The sequence below is a fragment of the Draconibacterium mangrovi genome (assembly GCF_010586825.1).
Classification (GTDB): Bacteria; Bacteroidota; Bacteroidia; order Bacteroidales; family Prolixibacteraceae; genus Draconibacterium; species Draconibacterium mangrovi.
This window is the reverse complement of sequence record NZ_JAAAGB010000010.1, coordinates 44,754-70,388: the sequence shown is the minus strand read 5'-3', so window position 1 is coordinate 70,388 and position 25,635 is coordinate 44,754. Positions and strand designations below refer to the sequence as shown.

The window sequence follows — 25,635 nt, the reverse complement described above, 5'->3', positions numbered from 1 at the left end:
TTTTATATTTTTGTTCGTTGAATAGTAAAATGGGAAATAGCAATAATGGATTTTATTCTCGATAACCACGAAACGGAAAAGAAATTTCAGCAACTGATTAAAGTGATCCGACTTCGGCAAAGCGGAGAAGTTGCGGCAGCGATGAATGAACGCGGGATTTCGTATAAAATGAATTGGGGAGTGTCGTTGCTCGATTTGCGTGAAATTGCCCAATCATACGAAGCCGATCATTTGCTGGCGCTAAAACTTTGGAACAAACAATGGCGCGAAACGATGATTCTGGCCACCTTAATTGATAATCCGGAGGAAGTAAGCGAAGAACAGATGGATTTCTGGACAAAAAGTTTCGAGAATATCGAGATTGCCGAACAGTCCTCAACTAATTTATGGGTGAAAAGCAAGTTTGCTTTTGTGAAAGCGCTGGAGTGGTGCCGTGGCAAAAAACACCTGGTGCGTTTTACCGGAGTTCACCTGATTGGGCGATTGGCAATAGCTGACAAAAAAGCCATCGACGAAATGTTTGAACCTTTTTTCGAGGAACTGACAACACTGGCAAAAGACAAAAAATTATACACGCCTATCTATCGTTCGGTAATTGGAATGGGAACCCGCTCGAAAATGCTGAATGAACAATGCATAGAGCTGGCGAAAGAATTTCAGTTGAGCGGATCGGAAAATGCGGTGAAACTTGGCGAGAGTTTGTTTGAAGAATTAACCAGTGAGTATTTTCAGGAACAGTTTCAGGAATAGTCTGGATGCTGGATTTTAGATACTGGAGGCTAACAACTCGCAACTCGCGTCTCGCAACTTGGGGAATTAACTTTCTTTAACTGCAAAGCTGTCATGCTGAAACTTCGTGGCAGGTTGTTTGTTATTTTTGTCACGTCTCGGTAAAAGCTAAAAACCGGGCATTGAACGTTTAATTGAATTAAAATGATGAATCTTACAAAATCTTCAAATCCTGTTTTAAAAGAAAAAACTTTTAACACAGGTTATACAGCACAGTCGGATGTAATGACTGTAAACGGAACTGTAAATAAAACAGCATTAATGTTGTTGTTGGTAATTGCCGGTGCGGTATTTACCTGGAATAAGTTTTTTGAAGCTGTTTCCACAAACCCGGAAGCCGGTTTGGCGGCAGTGGGGCCGTGGCTGGCTGTTGGCGCTATTGGCGGTTTTATTACTGTTTTGGTAACTGTTTTTCGCCCGAAGAGTTCGGGTATTTCGGCACCAATTTATGCTATTTTCGAAGGGCTGTTCCTAGGCGGAATATCAGCCATATTTGAGATGCAGTATTCCGGAATTGTAATGCGTGCCGTTATGCTGACACTTGCCGTTTTTATGGTGATGCTGTTTTTGTACCGCTCGGGAATAATTAAGGTAACACAAAAATTTATGATGGGTGTTTTTGCGGCTACGGCCGGTATTGCACTGGTATATTTTGTCAGCTTTATTGCTGGAATGTTTGGTGCCGAAATGTCATTTTTATACGGCAATTCACCACTCAGTATCGGAATTAGCCTGTTTGTTGTAGGTATTGCAGCATTAAATCTGGTACTCGATTTTGCATTTATCCAAAGGGCAGCCGAATCGGGTGCTCCAAAATACATGGAGTGGTACGGGGCTTTTGGATTAATGGTAACACTTATCTGGTTGTACCTCGAGATTTTGCGTCTGCTGTCGAAAATTGCCAGCCGCGACTAATACCAGTTTACACCTCAACTCAATTTTAAAAGAGGACTTATTCTGTTTGAAAAGGGTAAGTCCTTTTTCATTTTTACTGCCGAAGTATTATTTTCGAATATTGTTCAAGCATAAACCAGAAAGGCTATGGAGGTTATTCAGGTTACCGGCAAACACCTGGTAGACGAGTTTCATAAAGTCCCGGAAATAATTTATAAGAAGGATCGCAATTGGATTCCCCAGCTTCGGCTGATGATCGAAAATACTTTTGATCCGGCAAAAAACGGCCGTTTCAAAAAAGGCGATGCCCGGCGGTGGGTATTAAAAAACGATGGAAAATTAGTTGGTCGAATTGCCGCATTTTACGATGAGGATTATGCTTCGGGCTACGATCAGCCCACCGGCTGTTGTGGTTTTTTTGAGTGTATTAATGATGAAGAAGCAGCATTTAAACTACTTGATACAGCTCGCGATTGGTTGAAAGAACAAAGCATGGAAGCCATGGATGGCCCGGTAAATTTCGATGAGAATTTCTTTTTCTGGGGAATGCTAAAGGACGGATTTCGGCCACAAACGTTTGGAATGAATTACAACCCTCCGTACTACAACGATTTATTTGCCGCCTATGGTTTTAAAACCTATTACGAACAATACAGTTATTCGCTCGACATTACCAATCCCGATTTGCCCGATCGGTTCTGGAAAATTGCAGAATGGGTGGCGAAAAAGCCTGGTTATTCGTTTGAGCATTTTTCATTTAAAAACCAGGACAAGTTTATTCGCGATTTTATCGAAATTCATGAAAAAGCATGGGGGAATCACGATAATTATAAACCAATTAAATTTCAGTTGCTGAAAGATCTTTTATCGGGGGCTAAAATTATTCTTGATGAGGAATTTATTTGGTATGCCTATCACAACGGAAAACCCATTGCTTTTTTTATGCAGATACTTGATTTGAACCAGATTCTACAAAAATTAAAAACCGGCAAGCTGAGTTTATGGCAGGGCTTAAAGTTGCTTTATCTCAAAAAACGTAAAACCATTACACGTTGCCGGGTTATTGTTTTGGGTGTGGTACCGGGCTATCAGGGAAAAGGAATTGAATCGGCAATTTTCCATCATTTAAAGAAAGTAATGCTACGAAAAAAATGGTACAATGATATGGAAATGAGCTGGATTGGAGATTTTAATCCAAAGATGAATGCCCTGTTTAAATCGTTTGGTGCCGACCGTACTCAAACTCACCGTACAATGCGTTATTTGTTCGACCGGGATAAAGAATTTGTAAGGGCACCGATTATTGAATAAAATTTATACTTATTGTTTTTTTTAAACTATTATTGCGACAAATTTGAGAAATGCAGTTACTAGAAGTCGTTGACAAGAAAACGAAAAAACAGTTCCACCAGTTACCGCACATAATTTATAAGAATGATCCGAACTGGGCCGCTCCTTTGCAGGGGATGGTTGAGAGTATATTTGATCCGAAAAAGAACAAAACTTTTAGGAACGGAAAAGCTATTCGTTGGATTTTGCTTGACGATAATGGCAAACTGATTGGCCGGATTGCTGCATTTATAAATTTCAACCTGGCAAAAACTTACGAGCAACCAACCGGAGGCTGTGGTTTTTTCGAGTGCATCGACGATGAGGAAGCAGCCAATACACTTTTTAAAGCAGCTGCCGACTGGAACAAAGAAAATGGCATGGAAGCCATGGACGGCCCGATAAACTTTGGCGAGAACTACGTAAACTGGGGTTTGCTGGTTGACGGTTTTATGCCGCAAGGTTTTGGTATGCCTTACAATCCAAAGTATTACGAAAAGCTGTTTCGCGGATTTGGTTTCGAAGTGTATTTTGAGCAGTATTGTTTCCACCTCGATTATACCGTTCCGTTTCCCGAACGTTTCTGGAAAATTGCCGGTTGGGTGGCTAAAAAACCACAATATCAGTTCAAACATTTCGATTTTAAACAAACCGATAAGTTCGTAAAAGATTTTTGCGAAATCTACGATGCAGCCTGGTCGTTCCACGAGCATTACAAACCGCTCGATCCGGATGATCTGTATGATTTTCTGACCGAGTCGAAAGCAATTCTCGATCCTGAAATGATCTGGTTTGCGTACGCTGAGGATAAGCCGATTGCTATGTTTGTGATGATTCCGGACATTAATCAGCTGCTGATAAAACTAAATGGAAAACTGAATTTGCCCGGTATTTTAAAGTTCTTTTATTACAAAAAGAAAAAGGTGATGAACCGAACCCGAATCTTCCTGATGGGGGTTGACCCAAAATACCAGCGCGCAGGAATCGAGTCCGGAATTTTCTGGCACCAGGAGCAGATTATGAAAAAGAAATCGCACCAACATTACACCAAAGTTGAGCTGTCGTGGGCAGGTGATTTTAACCCGAAAATTATTGCAATTTACGAAGCAACAGGCGCTAAAAAGGCCAAAACGCATTATACCATGCGCTATATGTTCGACCGGAGTAAGAAGGTTGTAAAAGCACCGTTGATTTCGTAGTTTTAACAACTTGTTTAATAAGCAAATAAATAGAATAAGTTTTTGGAAAGTTGCAAACAATATATATCTTTGCAGCCCGAAATTTAGAGTAGAAATATAAATTTTCGAATGGATTGCACAAGAGAGTGTAACCATTCAATAAAAAAATAAAGCAAAATGAAAAAAGACATTCATCCAACGGAATACAGATTGGTAGCATTCAAAGATATGTCGAACGGACATACTTTTATTACCCGCTCTACTGTTGATACAAAAGAGACTGAGACTATCGACGGTGTTGAATACCCTGTTTACAAACTGGAAATTTCTAACACTTCGCACCCGTTTTACACTGGTAAAACTAAACTTGTGGATACTGCAGGTCGTGTTGATAAATTCATGAGCCGTTACGGTAAACACATGGAAAACAGAAAGAAATAATATTTCTTACCGATATAAAGAAGAGCATTCGTCGTTTTGATGAATGCTTTTTTTATTTCTATACGTTCAGAAATGTCGTTCCCCAAAACGTATTAATGCAATTTTGTCGGGTTATTTCCCGAATTCAGGTGAACAAACCGACAATGTAAGCGGTCTGCTTAAATGGCATGGCAATTGCGTTATTGTACCCTGCACATAAAACCGGCAATGTTTTGCCTGTTCTGTCTGTTTAGCGACAGAATGTCATTATAATAAATAAGAAATATGGGTAAATATAAAAATACAGCTTTTCAAACAATGTTCGGATCGGGAATGATGGATAACGAATCAGACTTTCTTCCAATTATTGCCGATGGCGATGACAAGGATTTAAAGAATGTGGAAGTACCATCGGTTCTTCCGATTTTGCCACTGCGTAACACTGTTTTGTTTCCGGGGGTGGTTTTGCCAATTACCGTTGGCCGCGAGCGATCGTTGAAGCTCATTCGCGATGTTAATCAGGGAAGCAAATTGCTGGGTACCGTGGCCCAAAAAGATTATACGGTTGACAAACCCGAAGCAGGCGATTTGTACGAGATTGGTACAGTGGCCGAAATTATGAAGGTGCTGGAAATGCCCGACGGATCAACTTCTGTTATCATTCAGGGGAAACGCCGTTTTAGAATAAACGAGATTGTTAGCGAAGAGCCTTATTTTAAAGCATCGGTTGAACCCTTAACCGATATTACATCGAAAGATGACAATGAGTTTAACGCCATTGTTGGTTCGCTGAAAGACCTGTCGATTAAGGTTGCGCAGTTCTCGGCCAATGTGCCACCCGAAGCCACTTTTGCCGTTAAGAATATCGAAAACTCAACTTTCCTGATCAACTTTATTTGTTCGAACACCGATATAAATGTTGACGACAAACAAAAGTTGCTGGAAATTGAAAGCCTGAAAGACCGTGGTGTGCAAGCCATTAGCTTTTTGGTGAAAGAAGTGCAGATGCTGGAGTTGAAGCATGATATTCAGAAAAAGGTGAAAACCGACATGGACAAACAACAGCGTGAGTTCATGTTAAACCAGCAAATGAAAACCATTCAGGATGAGCTGGGTGGAAACCCCGTGGAGCAGGAAATTAATGCGCTAAAAGAAAAGGCGAAAGAGAAAAAGTGGACCAAAGATGTGGATGAATTTTTCCATCGCGAGGTGGAAAAACTGGGACGATTAAACCCGGCCGCCGGCGAATATTCGGTGCAGTTCACGTTTTGTCAGACTTTGCTCGATTTGCCCTGGAATGAATATACTGAGGATAATTTCGATTTGAAACACGCCAACAAAGTGCTGGATGAAGACCACTACGGACTGGAGAAAGTGAAAGAACGTATGTTGGAGCACCTGGCCGTGTTGAAACTGAAAAACGATATGAAAGCGCCGATCCTTTGTTTGTACGGCCCTCCGGGAGTTGGAAAAACGTCGTTAGGAAAATCGGTAGCACGCGCCCTTGGCCGCAAATATGCACGAATGAGTTTGGGTGGTTTGCATGATGAGTCGGAGATTCGCGGACACCGAAAAACATACATCGGTGCTATGCCGGGTCGTATCATTCAGAATATTAAAAAGTCAAAATCATCGAATCCGGTGTTTATCCTGGATGAGATCGATAAGGTGTCGAAACATTTTCATGGCGACCCTGCTTCAGCACTGTTGGAAGTACTTGATCCGGAGCAAAACAGCGAGTTCCATGATAACTACATTGAGCATGATTACGACTTGTCGAAAGTGATGTTTATTGCTACGGCCAACTCGCTGAGTACGATTGCACCGCCTTTGCGCGACCGTTTGGAACTCATTGAAGTAAGCGGTTACCTGTTAGAAGAAAAGGTAGAGATTGCGAAACGTCACCTGATTCCAAAACAGTTGGAGAATCATGGGTTAAAGAAATCAGATATTACTTTCCCAAAAGATATTATCGAGTTGATTATTGACGGATACACCCGCGAAAGTGGTGTTCGTGAGCTGGATAAAAAGCTGGCAAAACTGATTCGTCGTGTTGCCAAGAAAATTGCTTTCGAGGAATCGTACAATAAAAAACTGACCAAAGCTGATGTGCGCGAATATTTAGGTGTTACCGAGTATTCAAAAGAAAAATACCAGGGTAACGAATTTGCCGGTGTGGTAACAGGTTTGGCCTGGACTGCTGTTGGTGGCGAGATTCTGTTTGTGGAAACCAGCCTGAGTAAAGGTAAAGGAGCTTTAACACTTACCGGAAACCTGGGCGATGTTATGAAAGAGTCGGCAATGCTGGCCCACGAATACCTGAAATCGCACGCTGATGAGCTGGATCTGAATCCTGAAGTATTCGAAAAGTGGAATGTACACGTTCACGTTCCGGAAGGAGCTATTCCTAAAGATGGTCCTTCGGCTGGGGTGACCATGGTAACATCGCTGGCATCGGCATTTACGCAGCGTAAAGTGAAGAAAAACCTGGCAATGACAGGCGAGATCACCCTGCGCGGGAAAGTACTCCCGGTTGGTGGTATAAAGGAGAAAATTCTTGCCGCTAAACGCGCCGGCATTACTGAGATCATTCTTTCGGAGCAGAACAAGAAAAACCTTGAGGATATAAAAGAGGCTTACATTAAAGGATTGAAGTTCCACTTTGTAAATACCATTATGGATGTGCTTGAGATTGCACTTTTAAAGGCTAAAGTAGATAAGCCGATGAAGATTGAATAAGAACGGTTGAATCGAGTTATAAAAAAAAGGGCTGCAATTACAAAATTGCAGCCCTTTTTTTTATTGTTAAAAAAATCCCAGTTCAAGTCGGGCTTCTTCGCTCATCATCGATTTATCCCACGGCGGTTCGAACGTTAATTCTACATCAACTTTTTCTACACCATCAACCGATTGGGCGGCCTGGGTAATGTCATCAACCAACACATCAACCACCGGGCAGCCCGGTGCGGTAAGTGTCATTAAAATATTAGCCTGGTTATTTTCGTCAATATCTACGTTGTAAATCAGTCCCAGGTCGTATACGTTTACCGGTATTTCCGGGTCGTAAACCTCTTTCAGGTTATTTATAATTAAATCTATTCTTTTATCCATTTCGTTCCCTCCTTATCCTGCAATCTTGCTATAAGCAACAGCGTATAAACGAATTTGTTTTACCATGGCAAGCAGACCGTTTGAACGGGTAGGCGACAGGTGTTGTTTCAGGCCCAGATCGTCGATAAAGTGCAGCTCTGTTTCAAGCAGCTCTTGTGGTGTACGGCCCGAAACAACGCGTAGAAGCAGTGCCACCAAACCTTTAACGATAACGGCATCACTCTCGCCTTTGAAATATATTTTACCATCTTTCAATTCGGCTACCAACCACACCCGCGATTGACATCCTTTTATAATGTTCTGGTCGTTTTTATCTTTGGCGTCAAGCTCTTCCAAATCGTTCCCCAATTCAATCAGGTAGCCATATTTGTCCATCCAGTCTTCGTACATCGAAAACTCTTCAATTATCTCCTGCTGAATTTCTTCCATGCTCATAAATATCATTTTAAGAGTTAGCAAAGATCGTAAATTTCTTGTTTATGACAATGCTGGAAGCCGTTTATTCAGACTAATTCAAAACTATCTTTTTGTATAGTTTACAAATGTCGAAATCATTATCTTTAAACTTTTGAACAGAAAAACTAAAAAATCAAGAGAAGAATGACAAAGTTAGCAGGTACAAAAACCGAACAGAATTTATTAAAAGCATTTGCCGGTGAGTCTCAGGCACGTATGCGTTATGATTATTTTGCAAAACAAGCCAAAAAAGAAGGATTGGAACAAATAGCCGCCATTTTTGAAGAAACAGCGATGAACGAAAAGGAGCATGCCAAGCGTTTCTTTAAATTTTTAGAAGGCAACATGGTTGAAATTACAGCCACTTACCCAGCCGGAAAAATCGGTACTACCATGGAAAACCTGAAAGCTTCGGCCGACGGTGAAAACGAAGAGTGGACAGAACTTTATCCCGAATTTGCAAAGGTTGCAGAAGAGGAAGGTTTTAAAGAAATTGCCATGGCATTTAAACTGATTGCCCGTGTTGAAGAAGCACATGAAAACCGCTACCGTACCTTGTACAATAATCTTGAAGAAGGGAAAGTGTTTAAACGTGGTGATAAAGTGGTGTGGAAATGCCGTAATTGTGGTTTTATTCACGAAGGAATTGCAGCTCCGAAATTATGTCCGGCTTGTCAGCACTCACAGGCCTATTTCGAAATTAAAGAAACAAATTATTAAGCTTACTTTTTGTGGAATTTCCAATATGAAAAATGCCATCCGATTGCTTGTTCAATCCGGATGGCATTTTCTTTTTAGCTGAGCGCTGAAATCAAAGCATCATAATTGCTTTATTCAGAGCCTCCATGAAAATGTCAATCTCTTCTTTTGTGTTGTACATTCCGAATGAAATGCGCGCACAGGCCGATATGTCAAAATGCTGCATTATTGGATGAGCACAATGATGTCCGGTGCGAATGGCAATACCCATTTTATCGATCAGTATTCCCAGATCATAAGAGTGAACTCCGTCGATATTAAAACAGATCACTCCTGATTTCTGAGGCGCTTCACCATAAATCTTCAAACCATAGATGGCTTTTAGTTTTTCGGTGGCATATTCCAGTAACTCGTGTTCGTAATGGCCAATATTTTCAACGCCAATTTCGTTTACCAGATCAATTGCTGCTCCAAAAGCTGCCAGCCCAGAAATGTTAGGCGTACCTGCCTCAAATTTGTATGGGATCTCGTTGAACGTTGTACCGTCGAATGACACTTCCGATATCATTTGTCCGCCACCCTGGTATGGTGGCATTTCGTCCAGCCACTTTTCTTTTCCGTATAATACACCCACACCGTTTGGTCCGTAAACTTTGTGTGCAGAAAAGGCATAAAAGTCAACATCGAGTTTATGCACATCAATTTTTATGTGTGCCGATGCTTGTGCTCCGTCAACCAGAACAGCCACGTTGTTTTTGTGTGCTATTTCAATAATCTCTGCAATCGGATTTATTGTCCCCAATACATTGGATACATGATTAACTGCAATCAACTTTGTCTTCGAAGTGATCAGTTCCGGCAACTTTTCTATCTCGAGCAACCCGGTGTCGTTAAACGGAAGTTTTACGATTTTAGCATTTCGTCTTCCGGCTGCAATTTGCCACGGAACAATGTTGGAGTGGTGCTCCATTTCCGAAACGATGATCTCGTCGCCTTCCGAAACATATTTTTCGCTAAAACTGCTGGCCACTAGGTTAATACTTTCGGTAGTTCCTTTTGTGAAAATTATTTCTTTGCGCGAAGCAGCATTAATAAACTCCTGTACTTTATCCCGTACTTCCTCATATTCAGCTGTTGCTTTATCAGCCATATAGTGCGCACCACGGTGAATGTTACCATAGTACTCGTTGTGCAATTGCTCCAATTTTGTTAGCACCTGGACCGGCTTTTGCGCCGATGCAGCCGTGTCGAGATAAACAAGCGGCTTATTGTATACTTTCTGCTGAAGAATGGGGAAATATGATCTGATTTTTTCGATATCGTAATTCATAGAATCATTGTTTACTGAGCAGGTGACTCAAAGTCACCTGCTCAGTCGATGTTATGCAAAGGTGCAAAAGATTTTGTAATTTTAATGGAATCAACATTTATATCATACCTATTTATCTGATTCTTAATTTGCTTATGAACTTTGCGCCTGATCATATATTTCATATTTATAACAGAGGTAATAATTCGCAGCGTATTTTCTTTCAGCGGAAGAATTATCTCTTCTTTTTAAAAAAGATTAGAACTCACTTGCTGCCGCATTGCGATATTTTGGCATGGTGTTTAATGCCCAATCATTTCCATTTGATGGTTTATGTGAAGAAGCTTGAAATTGATTTTGTTCATAGGGAATCAAGACTGTCCAAAAAGAGGAATCTTAATGATTCTCTTGCTGTTGTTCTTCGTTCATATACGCGAGCCATAAATATTCAGGAAGGTAGAACAGGTAGTTTATTTCAAAACAGAACAAAAGCAATTTGTGTGACAGACATTAATAGCAACACTCCGGCTTGGTTTCAATCGGAGTATGGAACTATCATAAATATCGCGGATCCCGAAAAAGAATATCCTCAAGTTCTGTTTGATTATATTCATGAGAATCCAATAAATGAAAAGCTAGTAAGCCGTTTGGATGATTGGGAATTTTCGTCGTTTTTGGATTATTCAGGGAAAAGAAATGGTGACCTGATAAATAGAGAGTTGGCGCGGGAGTTTGGATTGTTGAAGGATTAACTGAGCAGGTGACTTCAAGTCACCTGCTCAGTCGTCCTATATTTAGCAATCGCACTGGTAAGCGCAATCGTGACAACGGGCAACTTCGCCTTTCAGGCGTTTGTTAACCAGTTCGTCAATACGGTCGCGCAGTGGCTCCAGTTTGATCTCTTTTACAACCTCGTGGGCAAAAGCATTCATCATCATTAAACGTGCCTGATCTTCGTTAATTCCGCGGGCACGCAGGTAAAACAATGCTTCTTCATCAATCTGACCAACTGTTGCACCGTGACTACATTTTACATCGTCAGCATCAATAATCAGCTGAGGTTTTGTTTGCATGGTTGCTTCGTCGGTCAGCAACAAGTTGTTGTTGCGCTGGAAAGCATTTGTTTTTTGTGCATCGCGAACCACGTGTATTCTTCCGGAGAAAGCACCGGTTGATTTTTCGTCGAGCACGTTTTTATAGATCTGATTACTTTCGCAATGCGGCGCAGCATGAATAACCTGAGTAAAATTATCGACATGTTGTTTCTTGTCCATAAAAGCCATTCCAAACATGTGAGCCTCGGCATTTTCTCCGTTCAACGCAAATTGCAGGTTGTTACGGATCAATCCACCGTGTAACGACGCAGTGTGCGAAGTAACGCGTGAATCGCGCTGCTGATCGATGAATACCGAATTGATATTTGTGGCTTTGTTGTGCTGGTTTTGCAAGGTGTAAAACTCAATCTCAGCATTATTGCCGGCAAAAATTTCGGTTACCGAGTTATTCAGGTATTGGTTCAAATTCAGTGTATGATCACATAACAACACCTGAACTTTAGCACCATCTTCAACAAGAATAAAATTCCGTTGAGTAGAGAATGTATCTTTTTTGTCCTGCAACAAATTAATGATCTGGATCGGACTTTCAACCACTACATTTTTCGGAACATAAAGGAAAAAACCATCTTTGGCAAAAGCTGTATTCAGCGCTACCATCGGGTCTTCTTCAACATTTGCCAGGCTGGCATATTTTTCCAGCAACTCCGGTCTTTCTTTCGAAATACTGTCGAGGCTGTCGAGGATAACACCTTCCGGAAGATCTCCTTTTTCTGTTTCGTTTTTGTAGAACCAACCATTAAAAACCAGTGCAAGATTGGTGTTCAGTTGCGGAACATCGCAACGAAATACCTCGCCCAGATCTGCCTTCTTTTCTTCCTTTGTGTGGATGAATTTAAAATCGGGCATAAACGCCGGATTCAGGTTGGTGTATTTATAATTTTCATTTCGTCGCGTAGGTATACCCTGCAAAACAAAGTTCTGAAACGCTTTATTTCGTTGAGCGTTCAAAATATCGGACGAGTTGGCAAAAAGCTCATCCTTTACTTCGTTGTAATGCGCGGTATATTTTAGCGATAAATCTGCTTTGTCAACTAAAACGCTCATGTTAATTTCCGTTTTCTGATTTAATCCAGTCGTACCCTTTTTCTTCCAGTTGTAAAGCCAGTTCTTTTCCGGCAGTTTTTACAATTTTCCCCTGGTAAAGAATATGTACATAATCAGGCACAATATAATCGAGCAGGCGCTGGTAGTGGGTTACCACAATTGTCGACCTTTCAGGCGATTTTAGCGCGTTAACTCCGTTGGCTACTGTTTTCAGTGCGTCAATATCAAGTCCTGAATCTGTTTCATCAAGAATTGCTAATTTCGGCTCGAGCAGTGCCATCTGGAAAATCTCGTTTTTCTTTTTCTCACCACCCGAGAATCCTTCGTTTACCATGCGGTTGGTTAATTTGGTATGCATGTCAACCAAATCCATCTTTTCACGCATCAGTTTCAGGAATTCGCCTGCGGTAAGTTCTTTTAATCCTTTGTGCTTCCGGTGTTCGTTTACTGAAGTTTTCAGGAAGTTTACCATCGGTACGCCGGGAATTTCAACCGGGTACTGGAAACTTAAAAAGATACCGTCTTTGGCGCGCTCTTCAGGAGACTTTTCCAATAAATCTTCTCCTTCGAAAATAACTTCGCCATTGGTAACTTCATAATCCTCTTTTCCGGCAAGTACGTTTGCAAGTGTACTTTTTCCCGAACCGTTAGGTCCCATAATAGCGTGAACTTCGCCGGGTTTAACTTCAAGATTGATTCCTTTCAGGATCTCCATTCCTTCAACGGAAGCATATAAGTCTTTAATCTTTAACATCTTTACTTGTATACTGTTGCGGGAAAGAGTTTCAACTCTCGCCCTGAGTTATTTAAAATTTGTTTATCCTACACTACCTTCAAGACTGATTTGCAGAAGCTTTTGAGCCTCAACGGCAAACTCCATCGGAAGTTTGTTTAATACTTCTTTGGCATAACCGTTAACAATCATTCCAATTGCAGTTTCTGTATCAATACCACGCTGGTTGCAGTAAAAAATCTGGTCTTCACCAATTTTCGAAGTTGTTGCTTCGTGTTCAACAATCGACGATTTATTTCCAACTTCGATATACGGGAAAGTGTGTGCTCCACAAGTATCGTTCAACAATAACGAATCACACTGCGAGAAGTTTCGCGAGTTGGTCGCCTTTGGCATAACTTTTACCAAACCACGGTACGAGTTTTCACTTTTACCAGCCGAAATACCTTTTGATACAATCGTTGATTTCGTATTTCGTCCGATGTGGATCATTTTCGATCCGGTATCGGCCTGCTGATGATTGTTGGTTACTGCAACCGAGTTGAACTCACCAACTGAATTGTCGCCCATCAGAATACAACTTGGGTATTTCCAGGTAATTGCCGAACCGGTTTCTACCTGCGTCCAGCTAATTTTTGACGATATGCCACGGCATACACCACGTTTTGTAACGAAGTTGTAAATACCGCCTTTTCCGTTTTTATCGCCCGGATACCAGTTCTGTACGGTTGAATATTTTACTTCAGCACGGTCGAGTGTGATAATCTCAACAACTGCAGCGTGCAACTGATTTTCGTCGCGCATTGGCGCGGTACAACCTTCGAGGTAGCTTACGTAACTGTCGTCGTCGGCCACAATAAGCGTACGTTCAAACTGACCGGTGTTGGCTGCGTTTATCCTGAAATAAGTTGATAATTCCATCGGGCAACGAACGCCTTTCGGAATGTAACAGAACGAGCCATCGCTGAACACGGCTGAGTTCAATGCCGCAAAATAATTGTCGGCTACCGGAACGGCTTGTCCCAGGTATTTTTTTACCAAATCAGGATGTTCTTTTACCGCTTCCGAGAAGGAACAGAATATAATTCCTTTTTCAGCTAAAGTCTCTTTAAAAGTTGTTTTAACAGATACCGAATCGATTACTGCATCAACTGCAACTCCCGCCAAATGTTTTTGCTCTTCAAGCGGAATACCCAGTTTATTAAATGTATCAATCAGCTCCGGATCAACCTCGTCAAGACTTTCATATTTAGGGCCTTTTTTAGGAGCCGCGTAATAACTTATTGCCTGAAAATCGATGGGCGGAATTTTTAAATAAGCCCAATTCGGCATTTTCATTTTCAGCCATTTTCGGTAAGCTTCCAACCTGAAATTCAACATGAATTCCGGTTCTTCCTTTTTGGCAGATATTAAACGAATTACGTCTTCGTTAAGGCCTTTGTCAATAATGTCAGTTTCAATATCGGTAACAAAACCGTATTTGTATTCGCCTTGCGTTACGTCATTCAATATTTTATCTTGTTCTTCCATTTTCTGACTCTCTTTCTCTCTCTTGAATGATTAAAAATTTGCGTCTTTTTTAAAGCTTGCTATTCATCTCGTTTTTGGTGCCGGAATCTTTTTGCTGGCATTTCTGCCTAATCAATTTCCGAAGCTTAATACCATAAATAACAGCAATTTCGATTAAATAACAACGCTTTTTTGTTCCTGTTCACGTATAAATTGCAAAGATATAAAACTATAGGTACTTTTGCAGGTGAAAAGTATATAAAAACAGACTAAATAGTCTTTTATTAACAATGAATAAAGAAAGAAAACAAACGAATATTTCGGAGCTCGGAGAGTTCGGATTAATCGATCGGTTAACGAAGGCTATAAAGCTAAAAAACGATAGCACTGTTAAAGGTGTTGGCGACGATGCAGCACTTCTTGATTTTAAAGAAAAACAAGTGGTTGTTTCATCAGATTTGCTTACTGAAGGTATTCATTTTAACTTAATGTATGTGCCGCTGAAACATTTGGGCTACAAAGCAGTAGTGGTAAATCTGTCGGATATTTTTGCCATGAACGCCATCCCAAAACAGATCATTGTGAGTATGGCTGTTTCAGGCAAATTTTCGGTTGAAGCTTTAGAGGATTTGTACGAAGGAATTCACCTGGCTTGCGAGCAATATAATGTTGATTTGGTGGGTGGCGATACAACCAGTTCGTTAACCGGGTTAACGTTGAGTATTACGGCTATTGGCGAAGTGGAGAAAAGTGATGTAGTGATGCGAAGTGGTGCGCAGCCAAACGATATTTTATGCGTTTCCGGCGACCTTGGTGGAGCTTATATGGGACTTCAGCTTTTGGAGCGTGAAAACGAAGTTTTTAAAGTGAATGAGAACATGCAGCCGCAACTTGGTGGTTACGATTATATTCTAGAGCGTCAGTTGAAACCTGAAGCCAGGGGCGATATTATTGCCGCTTTTAAAAAGCTGGGTATTAAACCAACATCGATGATCGATATTTCTGATGGTTTATCCTCAGAGATAATGCATTTGTGCAAAAACTCGGGAGTAGGTTGCAGTTTGTTTGAAGACAAGATTCCGATGGATTATCAGACCAAACAAATGGCCGAAGAATTAAGCATTAATCCTTTAGTTGCAGCGTTAAATGGTGGAGAAGATTATGAGTTGTTGTTTACGCTTCCGTTAGAGGATTATGAGAAAATAAAAAATGATCCGGATTTTACAATTATCGGACATATGACAGAGGCCGGTGAAGGAGTGAATCTGCAAACAACCGGTGGCTCAACTATTCCGTTGGAAGCCCAGGGTTGGAATCACGGGAAGTAACTTGAAATTAGCATAAACAAAAAATGCCATCCGTCAACCGACGGATGGCATTTTTTGTTTTATATTTTCTGATGGTAATTAATCCGGGAAATAACCACGGATAATACCACGTTTCGAGTCTTTTACAAAAAGTAAAACTTCATCGCGCTCAGGAGTTGCAGGCATTTCTGCTTCAATAATTTCAACAGCCTGTGCAGTGTTCAACCCTTTTTGGTAAATGTAACGGTAAATGTCCTGTACTTCACGAATTTTGTCGTTGTTGTACTGACGGCGACGTAAACCAATTGAGTTAATACCAACGTACGAAAGCGGTTCGCGACCTGCTTTAATAAAAGGAGGAACGTCTTTACGAACCAACGAGCCACCCGAAATCATAACGTGCGATCCGATTCTTACAAATTGGTGAACGGCTGACATACCACCAAGGATTGCCCAATCGTCAACCTGAACCTCTCCGGCCAACTGTACATTGTTTACCAAAATAATGTTGTTACCAACTTTACAATCGTGAGCAACGTGTACGTAAGCCATTAAAAGGTTGTTGTTACCAATTACAGTTTTACCTTTTGCCGAGGTACCTCTGTTAATGGTCACAAACTCGCGAATGGTGTTGTTGTCGCCAATTTCAACGGTTGAATATTCTCCCTGGAACTTTAAGTCTTGCGGTGCAGCACCAATTACAGCACCCGGAAAAATCTTGCAATTTTTTCCAATGCGCGTTCCTGGTAAAATAGTTACGCTTGAACCAATTCTTGTCCCTTCACCGATTACAACATCATGATCAATTGAAACAAAAGGCTCGATAACCACATTATCGGCAACTTTTGCATCGGGATGGACATAAGCTAATGGTTGTTTCATTTTATACTTTTTAACTGTCTTTAATTATCTACTTTTTTACAATCTGTGCCATAAATTCACCTTCGGCAACAATTTTATCACCAACATAGGTTGTTCCTTTCATATTGGCAATTCCTCTTCTAATCGGCGAAGTTAATTTTAATTTGAAAATCAGCGTATCGCCCGGAACTACTTTTTTTCTGAATTTAACATTATCAATCCGAATAAAGTAGGTCGCAAATTGTCCTTCTTGTTTATTGAGTACCAGTAATCCGCCACATTGAGCCATCGCTTCAACCAGTAAAACTCCCGGCATTACCGGTTCGTCGGGGAAGTGTCCCTGGAAGAAGGGCTCGTTTACCGTAACGTTTTTAACACCAACAATTTCGTCTTCGTGAATACAAACTACTTTGTCAACAAGTAAAAAGGGGTAACGGTGCGGAAGCAGTTCTTTTATCCGGTTAACGTCCATTAATGGCTCGTCGTTCGGATTACATTTTGGAGCAGCATCAGCTTCTTTACGTAATTGCTTTTTCAGGGTGGCGGCAAACATGGTGTTTGGCCCGTGTCCCGGTTTCGAAGCAATAATTCTTCCTTTAATGCGCTTGCCCAGCAGGGCCAGGTCGCCAATTACATCCAGTAATTTGTGGCGGGCACATTCGTTGTCGAAATGCAAATCGAGGTTATTTAAAATACCCTGGGGTTTTACTTCAACACGCGGATGATTTGTTAGATCGGCCAAACGGTCGAGTTCTTCCTGGCTAATCTCTTTATCGATAATTACAATTGCATTATTCAGATCGCCGCCTTTAATCAGGTTGTGGCTCAGTAAGAATTCAATTTCGCGAAGGAAAACAAACGTTCTGCATTCGGCAATCTCAGTTTTGAAATCCTTGATCGACTCAAGCGTTGCATATTGATTGTTTAGCACTGCCGACGGAAACGAAATCATTACATTTAAACTGTAATCGTTGTCGGGTAGTGCAATTATATGCGAACCTGACTTTTCGTCGAACATTTCAATTTTTTCGGTGATCTCGAAATAATCGCGCTCAGCTTCCTGTTCAACAACGCCCGCTTTCTCAATGGCTTCAACAAAATATTTCGAGCTTCCGTCTATAATCGGAGCTTCTTCGTTATTTACTTCAATAAGTACATTGTCGAGATCCATTCCCACCAATGCGGCGAGTGCATGTTCGATTGTTCCTATGCGCGCACCATCTTTTTCAAGCAGTGTTCCACGCGATGTGTCGATTACCAGATCTACATCAGCGTCAATAATTGGCTGGTGTTCCAGGTCAACACGCTTAAATTTAAAGCCATGGTTCTCCGGTGCAGGTAAAAAATTCATTGTTACATTAACACCGGTATGCAAGCCTTTCCCCTCAATCTTAAAAGAGTTTTCTAATGTCTTTTGTTTTACAACCATTGAAAAGTGAAATATTTCTTAATTTTTTTTGTCTGTATTGATTGTCTTCTTCAATTGAAGCACATCGCGGCGAATTTCCGGAAGGTCTTTCAGAAGAACATAGGCGCGCATGGCCGTTTTGATTTCGATGGCCGGTGAGCCAAGAAGAGTTTGATTGCTTTTTAGGTTTGAAACAACGCCCGATTGAGCACCAAGTGTAACGTTGTCGCCAACAGTAATGTGTCCGCCTAAACCAACCTGGCCGCCAAACATACAGTTTTTACCAATTTTGGCCGAGCCAGAAATACCGGTTTGAGCCGCCATAACAGTGTTGTCGCCAACTTCAACGTTATGGGCAATTTGAATAAGGTTGTCGAGTTTTACACCTTTTCTGATAATGGTTGATTCCATTGTGCCACAGTCGATAGTTGTGTTGGCGCCAATTTCAACATCGTCTTCTAAAACGGCATTACCAATTTGGTGGATCTTTTTGTAGGTTCCATCCTTTTGAGGTGCAAAACCAAAACCATCAGCTCCGATTACTGCTCCTGAGTGAATGATGCAACGGTTTCCGATAACACAATCGTCGTAAATTTTTGCGCCCGGGTAAAGAATACAGTCATCGCCAATTATAACATTGTCGCCAACATGTACCTGCGGGTATATTTTTACGTTATTACCTATTTTAGCATTGTTGCCGATGTAAGCAAAGGCTCCAACGTAACCGTCTTCGCCTCGAGTTGCACTTTCGGCAATGTAGCAAGGTTGCTCAATTCCTTGTTTCATACTGGCTTTTGCCTGTACATACAAATCGAGTAACGACGCAAATGCCTGATAGGCATCGTCAACTTTTATCAGTGTCGCTGAAATATCTTCCTTTGGAGAAAAACTTTTATTAACCAATACCACTGAGGCTTTGGTCTCGTAAATGTAGTGCTCATATTTCGGATTGGCAAGGAAAGCCAAAGTGCCTGGTTTTCCGTCCTCTATCTTTGAAACATTTGATACTTGCGCATCACCATCACCAACAATTTCTCCATTCAAAAAAGAGGCGATATCCGTAGCTTTAAAATCCATTATCTGTTTTTTTGGCGATGCAAATATAGGTTTTAACTAGTAAATGTCCAATTCTTTAGGATAACACACAAAATACTTCTTCACTGTTTTCGAGAGTGCAGACAGGTTTATATCCGATGCATCGTTGATTTCTTTTACTGTTCCATCCTTGTACAGAACCGAAATATTTTCGTTGTGTTTGTTGTAAGCGTTGTTGGTTATAACGCCTTTCATCAGGAAGTATTTGGCCAGTTCTGGGTCGGAAATCATCTGCTCCTCGATTTGTTTTAAATACTTCTGCTCTTTTGTGGGTGAAATAGGTTTGTCGCTGAATTTTGTTCGCGGCAGTTTTCGGTTTGTTATACTTTTTGCCATCTCCGATAAAACCGGATCAGGATGGTTTTGCCATTCTTTTATCGAGATCAAAATGTCGTTGTCGTCGAGCAGCGTGTACCACTGCAAGACATTTCTCTCTTGTATTTTAATGTTTGAACGAAAATCCTCAGGGGTGAAATTATTCGTTAAAAAAACTTTTAGCGTTGGAGTAACAAACAGATCTCCGCAGTTTGTAATGATCTCCCGGGCACGTTTTAAAACATTGATTAATAAGAACTCGGCAGCCACAACCGTTTTGTGGAGGTAAACCTGCCAGTACATCAGTCGTCGTGAGATCAGAAATTTTTCAATCGAGTAAATTCCTTTTACATCAACCACCAACTGGTCGTTGTGCACGTTTAGCATTTTAATAATACGATCGATACCAATTGTTCCTTCAACAACCCCGGTAAAAAAACTGTCGCGGCTCAGGTAGTCGAGACGGTCCATGTCCAGTTGGCTGGCAACGAGCTGGTGTAGAAACTGCTTCTTGTAATTATTGGTGAAAACTTTGACGGCAAGATCCAATTTGCCGTTAAACTGCTGGTTTAGCTCCTGCATCAGCATCAGCGAAATTTCTTCGTGCGAAATATTTACGAGCGTATTTTCCAAGACGTGCGAAAAAGGAGCGTGGCCAATATCGTGCAATAAGATGGCAATGGTAACAGCCTCAGCCTCTTCGTCGGTAATTTCGTGCCCTTTAATTTTTAGCACAGAAATGGCCTGGCGCATTAAATACACAGTGCCAATGGCGTGCTCGAAACGCGTGTGATTGGCTCCGGGAAATACCAGGTACGACAACCCTAATTGTTTGATATGACGAAGTCGTTGAAATATTGGATGTTCCAGCAGATCGAATATAATATCAGACTGCAGGTTAATAAACCCGAAAACGGGGTCGTTTATTATTTTCTTTTTATTGAGCTGGATTTGTTGCACAAGGCTGTTTTTCGATTGGATTAAAATTACAAAACATTCTTTAATACTGTATTATTACGGAATAAACCATGTAATTCTGGTTGTAAATGCAAATGACACTGTTTTTTTTAGAAAATAAAACGCAAAGTCAGGTAAAAATGAATTTGTTATGCACAGAATGCGGTTAATGATTTTTTACTTTAAAATCAGCATTTTAAGTAAGAGCGGATATTTGTTAATGTTGGATAATATTACTATTTTTGCCGAGAATTTTCTAAAAAGCGAAATTTTTAGGGGACCGTTGGTTCCCTATTTTGTTACATATAGAGAAATGATAGCAAAACAGAAAGTAATAGATTTGGTAAATGAACGTCTTGATGGTCAGATGTTTATTGTTGATGTGACGATAAGTTCGGCCAACGACATAAATGTGTACGTTGATGGATTTAATGGCATCACTATCGAACAATGTATTGCTGTCAGTCGTAATGTAGAGCATAATCTCGACAGGGAAGAAGAGGATTTTTCGTTGCAGGTTTCGTCTCCGGGGCTAACCGAAAGCTTTAAAGTTAAGCAACAGTACGAAAAAAATACCGGTAAAGAGATCGAGGTTTTAACAGCCGACAATGAGAAATTGAAAGGGCTGCTTTTGGAGAATAGTGAAGAAGGCATAGTACTTGAGACTTCGAAACGCGAAAAAGTGGAGGGTCAAAAGAAAAAGCAATTGGTAGTGAAAAAACATATTTTAAAATACGACGAAATAAAAAGTGCGAAAGCGGTTATTTCATTTAAATAAAGCGATGAAAGATGGAAAATATTAACCTGATAGATACTTTTGCCGAATTTAAGGAGCTAAAAAACATTGACAGGGTTACAATGATGAGCGTGTTGGAAGACGTTTTCCGCAGTGTGCTTATCCGTCAGTACGGTACTGATGAAAACTTCGATGTTATTATCAATATTGATAAGGGCGACTTTGAGATTTGGCGAAACCGCGAAGTTGTAGCAGACGACGAGATCGAAGATCCGAATTTGCAAATAACTTTGAGCGATGCGCTGAAAATTGACGACGATTACGAAGTAGGCGAAGAAGTTACCGACGAGGTTAAATTAGCCGATTTTGGTCGCCGTGCAATTTTGAATTTGCGTCAGAACCTGGCCAGTAAAATTCTGGAACTGGAGAAAGACCATATTTACGGAAAGTACAAAAATAAAATTGGCGACATTGTTACCGGTGAAGTTTATCAGGTTTGGAAAAAAGAAATTCTGATTCTTGATGACGAAGGAAACGAATTGATCCTTCCAAAATCAGAGCAAATTCCATCCGATTATTTCCGTAAAGGAGATAACGTTCGCGCCATTGTTTATAAAGTAGAATTACGAAATAACAACCCGCTTATTATTTTATCGCGTACAGCACCGGCTTTCCTCGAGCGTTTGTTCGAGTTGGAAATCCCGGAAATTTTCGATGGTTTAATTACCATCAAAAAAATTGTTCGTGTACCGGGCGAGCGTGCTAAAGTTGCGGTTGAATCGTACGACGAACGTATCGATCCGGTTGGAGCATGTGTGGGAATGAAAGGATCGAGAATCCACGGTATCGTTCGCGAGTTGCGTAACGAAAACATCGATGTTATCAATTATTCATCGAACCTTCAGTTGTTCATTAAACGATCACTGAATCCGGCGAAAATTAATTCGATTAAAATTCTGGAAGACGATAAAAAAGCTGAAGTATATCTGAAACCGGAAGAAGTTTCGCTGGCAATTGGTAAAGGCGGATTAAATATTCGTTTGGCCAGCCAGTTAACCGGATACGAGATCGATGTTTATCGTGAAATGGAAGAAGATGACGAAGATGTGAACCTGGATGAGTTTGCAGATGAAATTGAAAGCTGGGTAATTGATGCGTTAAAAGGAATCGGTTGCGATACCGCAAAGAACGTATTAAATATTCCCCGGGCTGAATTGATTAAAAGAACCGACCTTGAAGATGAAACTATCGATGAGGTGCTGAAAGTTCTTAGTTCGGAATTTGAATAGTAACCTTTGTTGCAGATAGGTTTTTATTCATACAAATTAGAAAAGTAAATAAAGAAGTATATGGTAGCAGGCAATACACAAAGACTTAGTAAACTTGCAAGGCAGTTCAACGTAGGTATTCATACCATCGTTGAGTACCTGCATAAAAAGGGTTATGAAATCGACTCAAACCCTAATACTAAAGTTACAGCAGACGCCGTGCAACTTCTTGAAAAGGAATATAAAACAGATATTACCATCAAGAAAGAGTCGGAAAAAATGAACCTGAAGAGTCAGCGTCCAAAGAAAGAAGTGATTTCTATGGAGCCCGAAGCTGAAGAACAGGAGAAAAAAGAACCAAAGATTGAAGAGCCTGCTGCTGTAAGAAAGGTTGAGGAAAAACCGGCAGAAGAAGTTATTAAAAAACCTGAGGTAAAAGTTAAGGTGCTCGACAAGATTGATCTGGACGAGGTGAACAAGCCGAAAAAGAAGGTTGAAAAACCGGTTGAAGAGAAACCCGTCGAAGTTAAAGCTGAACTTAAAGCCGAAGAGAAGCAACCTGAAAAGGAGGTTTCTGCCAAAGAGGTTCCAGCCAAAGAAGAAGTGAAAGAGGCACCGGCAGCCGAAATAAAACAAGAAGCTGTACCGAAAGCTGAAAAAGAGGAAGCAGCACCAAAAGCCGAAATCACACCTAAAGAAAAAGTGGAAGACGTAATTAGAGCAACAACGCCAAAATCGGATGATAAAATAAAAGTGGTGGGCAGGATTGATCTGAGCAATATGAATCAGAAAACTCGCCCGGCAAAGAAATCAAAAGAAGAGCGTGAAAAAGAACGCCAGGAGCGCAAAAAGCAACGAATTGCCGAGCAGCGCCAGGGGCAAGATAAAGAAAAAAGCGAAGGCCCAACCGTAATAAAAGCAAAGGTTAACAAGCTGAATGGCCCTACCATCCTTGGAAAAATCGATCTGCCTGAAAAGAAACAAGATGCGGGGAATCAGGGTGATAGAAAAAAACGCAGGAAACGTATTTCTAAAGAAACCGGAAAGGTTAGTGTTGACAGACAACAACAACCGCCAAAACCCGGCGATCGTCCGAGAGGAAAATTCCAGGCAAATAAACAAATACCGGGAAAGAAAAAACGACCACTTAAAAAAGAGGTTAACGAAGAGGACGTACAAAAGCAAATTAAAGATACGCTTGCCCGCTTAACAACAAAGGGCAAAACCAAAAAAGGTGCAAAACACCGTCGCGACAAACGTGCCGCTGCCAGCGAAAGAATGCAGGCAGACATGGAACAGCAAATGCTGGAACAAAGTATCCTGAAAGTAACAGAGTTTGTTACTGTTGCCGAATTGGCTACCATGATGGATGTTGGCGTAAACGAAATTATTTCGTCATGTATGTCGTTGGGTTTGTTTGTTTCCATCAACCAGCGTCTCGATGCTGAAACACTCGCTGTAGTTGCCGAGGAATTTGGTTACAAAGTAGAGTTTGTTAGTGTTGAAATTGCAGAAGCGATTGAGGAAGAAGAAGACAATCCGGAAGATTTAAAACCTCGTCCGCCAATTGTAACTGTAATGGGACACGTTGACCACGGTAAAACATCGTTGCTCGACCATATCCGTAGTACAAACGTAATCGCAGGTGAGGCCGGTGGTATTACCCAGCACATTGGAGCATACCACGTTAGCCTTGAAGATGGCAGAATCATCACTTTCCTTGATACTCCTGGTCACGAGGCATTTACCGCAATGCGTGCGCGTGGTGCACAGGTAACCGATATTGCAATTATTATTGTAGCAGCCGACGACAATGTGATGCCACAAACCATTGAGGCGATCAATCACGCATCAGCTGCGGGAGTACCAATTGTTTTTGCAATTAACAAGATCGATAAACCGGGAGCAAATCCTGAAAAGATAAAAGAAGAACTGGCCAATATGAATTACCTGGTTGAAGAGTGGGGTGGTAAATACCAGTCGCATGATATTTCGGCCAAAAACGGAATTGGTATTGAAGAGTTACTTGAAAAAGTATTGCTTGAAGCCGAGATGCTTGAGCTGAAAGCCAACGCAGATAAAAAGGCGCAGGGAACAATTATTGAATCGGAGCTTGACCGCGGTAGAGGTTACGTTTCAACTTTATTGGTTCAAAGCGGAACGCTTCATGTTGGTGATATAATTATTGCCGGTCAGTATTACGGTCACGTAAAAGCAATGTTCAACGAGCGTAACCAAAACATTAAGGATGTTGGACCTGCGCAGCCTGCAATTATTCTTGGATTGAACGGTGCGCCACAAGCCGGTGATAAGTTCAATGTAATGGAAAGCGAACGCGAAGCACGTAGCATTACCAATAAGCGCGAGCAGCTGGCCCGCGAGCAAGGACTGCGTACGCAGAAACACATTACGCTTGATGAAATCGGACGTCGTATTGCAATTGGTAACTTCCAGGAACTGAACCTTATTGTTAAGGGTGACGTTGACGGATCTATCGAAGCACTGTCTGATTCATTGATCAAGTTATCAACCGAAGAAATTCAGATCAATATTATCCATAAAGCAGTTGGTCAGATCTCTGAATCTGATATTTCGCTGGCTGCCGCATCAGAAGCGATTGTAGTTGGATTCCAGGTACGCCCTTCGTTGAATGCACGTAAAATTGCCGAAAGAGAACAAATTGATATTCGTTTGTACTCGATTATTTACGATGCCATTAACGAGATTAAGGCAGCAATGGAAGGTATGCTTTCTCCGGAAATTAAGGAGGAAATTACCGGAACTGTTGAAGTACTGGAGGTATTTAAAATCACGAAAGTGGGAACTGTTGCAGGTTGTATTGTTCGCGATGGGAAAGTTGCACGTAACTCGAAAGCTCGTGTAATTCGCGATGGTATTGTAATCTACGACGGAATATTAGGTTCACTGAAACGTTTTAAAGAAGACGTAAAAGAGGTGAAAAACGGCTACGAGTGTGGATTGAATATCGAGAAATTCAATGATATTAAAGTTGGAGACCACATTGAAGCTTACCACGAAATTGAGGTAGCAAAAACATTGTAAAAAAAACATAGATACGAGATATGAAGAGGCCGGGTT

22 protein-coding genes are annotated in these 25,635 nt (G+C 41.1%); 12 read left to right on the top strand and 10 right to left on the bottom strand.

The annotated features are described in order from the left end of the window. The first annotated feature begins 45 nt into the window (after positions 1-45). From G4420_RS19750 to lon, 6 genes are all read left to right on the top strand, one after another. The gene (locus G4420_RS19750) at positions 46-750 is read left to right on the top strand and encodes a DNA alkylation repair protein (RefSeq protein WP_163325671.1); all 705 of its coding nucleotides are present in this window, start codon (positions 46-48) and stop codon (positions 748-750) included. Between the two features lie 183 nt (positions 751-933). Next, a complete protein-coding gene (locus G4420_RS19745; RefSeq protein WP_163325670.1) occupies positions 934-1,704 on the top strand; it encodes a Bax inhibitor-1/YccA family protein in 771 nt (256 codons plus the stop codon). Positions 1,705-1,830: 126 nt separating this feature from the next. Further along, positions 1,831-2,994 (top strand): GNAT family N-acetyltransferase, encoded by a 1,164-nt coding sequence (locus G4420_RS19740; RefSeq protein ID WP_163325669.1) that lies wholly within the window; start codon positions 1,831-1,833, stop codon positions 2,992-2,994. A gap of 50 nt (positions 2,995-3,044) precedes the next feature. Next, complete coding sequence (locus tag G4420_RS19735; RefSeq protein ID WP_163325668.1) at positions 3,045-4,211, top strand: GNAT family N-acetyltransferase; 1,167 nt, start codon at positions 3,045-3,047, stop codon at positions 4,209-4,211. A gap of 156 nt (positions 4,212-4,367) precedes the next feature. Beyond that, positions 4,368-4,631, top strand: coding sequence for a type B 50S ribosomal protein L31 (locus G4420_RS19730; protein WP_045031818.1), 264 nt, complete (start codon positions 4,368-4,370; stop codon positions 4,629-4,631). 264 nt (positions 4,632-4,895) lie between these two features. Continuing rightward, on the top strand, positions 4,896-7,349 hold the full coding sequence (gene lon, locus G4420_RS19725) for an endopeptidase La (protein WP_163325667.1): 2,454 nt from the start codon (positions 4,896-4,898) through the stop codon (positions 7,347-7,349). 66 nt (positions 7,350-7,415) lie between these two features. Here the strand turns inward: lon and G4420_RS19720 are convergent, their stop codons facing one another. Beyond that, positions 7,416-7,721 (bottom strand): metal-sulfur cluster assembly factor, encoded by a 306-nt coding sequence (locus G4420_RS19720; RefSeq protein WP_045031823.1) that lies wholly within the window; start codon positions 7,719-7,721, stop codon positions 7,416-7,418. Between the two features lie 12 nt (positions 7,722-7,733). Further along, positions 7,734-8,156 carry a SufE family protein gene (locus G4420_RS19715; RefSeq protein ID WP_163325666.1) on the bottom strand — a complete coding sequence of 141 codons (423 nt, stop codon included), beginning with the start codon at positions 8,154-8,156 and terminating at the stop codon, positions 7,734-7,736. A gap of 165 nt (positions 8,157-8,321) precedes the next feature. Between G4420_RS19715 and rbr the strand changes: the two genes are divergently transcribed. Continuing rightward, positions 8,322-8,897: a rubrerythrin gene (rbr, locus tag G4420_RS19710; RefSeq protein ID WP_163325665.1), complete on the top strand. Its 576-nt coding sequence runs from the start codon at positions 8,322-8,324 to the stop codon at positions 8,895-8,897. 91 nt (positions 8,898-8,988) lie between these two features. Here the strand turns inward: rbr and G4420_RS19705 are convergent, their stop codons facing one another. Next, entirely contained in the window at positions 8,989-10,206 is a 1,218-nt protein-coding gene (locus tag G4420_RS19705) for an aminotransferase class V-fold PLP-dependent enzyme (protein ID WP_163325664.1), read from the bottom strand. Positions 10,207-10,340: 134 nt separating this feature from the next. Between G4420_RS19705 and G4420_RS19700 the strand changes: the two genes are divergently transcribed. Further along, positions 10,341-10,937 carry a hypothetical protein gene (locus G4420_RS19700; RefSeq protein WP_163325663.1) on the top strand — a complete coding sequence of 199 codons (597 nt, stop codon included), beginning with the start codon at positions 10,341-10,343 and terminating at the stop codon, positions 10,935-10,937. A gap of 42 nt (positions 10,938-10,979) precedes the next feature. On the opposite strand, the gene sufD is transcribed toward G4420_RS19700, so the two are convergent. The 3 genes from sufD to sufB all read right to left on the bottom strand — a co-directional run bounded on the left by sufD (position 10,980) and on the right by sufB (position 14,610). Further along, positions 10,980-12,347, bottom strand: a complete 1,368-nt coding sequence (sufD, locus tag G4420_RS19695) for a Fe-S cluster assembly protein SufD (protein WP_163325662.1) — start codon at positions 12,345-12,347, stop codon at positions 10,980-10,982. Between the two features lies 1 nt (position 12,348). Next, positions 12,349-13,101, bottom strand: a complete 753-nt coding sequence (gene sufC / locus G4420_RS19690) for a Fe-S cluster assembly ATPase SufC (protein WP_163325661.1) — start codon at positions 13,099-13,101, stop codon at positions 12,349-12,351. Between the two features lie 63 nt (positions 13,102-13,164). After that, positions 13,165-14,610, bottom strand: coding sequence for a Fe-S cluster assembly protein SufB (sufB, locus tag G4420_RS19685; RefSeq protein WP_163325660.1), 1,446 nt, complete (start codon positions 14,608-14,610; stop codon positions 13,165-13,167). A 269-nt stretch (positions 14,611-14,879) separates the two neighbouring features. On the opposite strand from sufB, the gene thiL reads away from it, so the two are divergent. Beyond that, positions 14,880-15,917 (top strand): thiamine-phosphate kinase, encoded by a 1,038-nt coding sequence (thiL, locus tag G4420_RS19680; RefSeq protein ID WP_163325659.1) that lies wholly within the window; start codon positions 14,880-14,882, stop codon positions 15,915-15,917. A gap of 78 nt (positions 15,918-15,995) precedes the next feature. Here thiL and lpxA read toward each other — a convergent pair whose 3' ends face one another. Genes lpxA through G4420_RS19660 form a run of 4 tightly spaced genes read right to left on the bottom strand, consistent with a single transcriptional unit; the run spans position 15,996 to position 20,535 of the window. After that, a complete protein-coding gene (gene lpxA, locus G4420_RS19675; RefSeq protein WP_045031837.1) occupies positions 15,996-16,778 on the bottom strand; it encodes an acyl-ACP--UDP-N-acetylglucosamine O-acyltransferase in 783 nt (260 codons plus the stop codon). 28 nt (positions 16,779-16,806) lie between these two features. Next, positions 16,807-18,186 (bottom strand): bifunctional UDP-3-O-[3-hydroxymyristoyl] N-acetylglucosamine deacetylase/3-hydroxyacyl-ACP dehydratase, encoded by a 1,380-nt coding sequence (locus tag G4420_RS19670; RefSeq protein ID WP_163325658.1) that lies wholly within the window; start codon positions 18,184-18,186, stop codon positions 16,807-16,809. 18 nt (positions 18,187-18,204) lie between these two features. Then, positions 18,205-19,242 carry a UDP-3-O-(3-hydroxymyristoyl)glucosamine N-acyltransferase gene (gene lpxD / locus G4420_RS19665; protein ID WP_163325657.1) on the bottom strand — a complete coding sequence of 346 codons (1,038 nt, stop codon included), beginning with the start codon at positions 19,240-19,242 and terminating at the stop codon, positions 18,205-18,207. Positions 19,243-19,278: 36 nt separating this feature from the next. Beyond that, positions 19,279-20,535, bottom strand: a complete 1,257-nt coding sequence (locus G4420_RS19660) for an HD domain-containing protein (protein WP_246241704.1) — start codon at positions 20,533-20,535, stop codon at positions 19,279-19,281. Positions 20,536-20,845: 310 nt separating this feature from the next. Between G4420_RS19660 and rimP the strand changes: the two genes are divergently transcribed. Genes rimP through infB form a run of 3 tightly spaced genes read left to right on the top strand, consistent with a single transcriptional unit; the run spans position 20,846 to position 25,599 of the window. Next, positions 20,846-21,310, top strand: coding sequence for a ribosome assembly cofactor RimP (gene rimP, locus G4420_RS19655; protein WP_163325656.1), 465 nt, complete (start codon positions 20,846-20,848; stop codon positions 21,308-21,310). A gap of 11 nt (positions 21,311-21,321) precedes the next feature. After that, positions 21,322-22,557, top strand: coding sequence for a transcription termination factor NusA (nusA, locus tag G4420_RS19650; RefSeq protein ID WP_163325655.1), 1,236 nt, complete (start codon positions 21,322-21,324; stop codon positions 22,555-22,557). Positions 22,558-22,617: 60 nt separating this feature from the next. Continuing rightward, complete coding sequence (gene infB, locus G4420_RS19645; protein WP_163325654.1) at positions 22,618-25,599, top strand: translation initiation factor IF-2; 2,982 nt, start codon at positions 22,618-22,620, stop codon at positions 25,597-25,599. Positions 25,600-25,635: the final 36 nt, after the last annotated feature.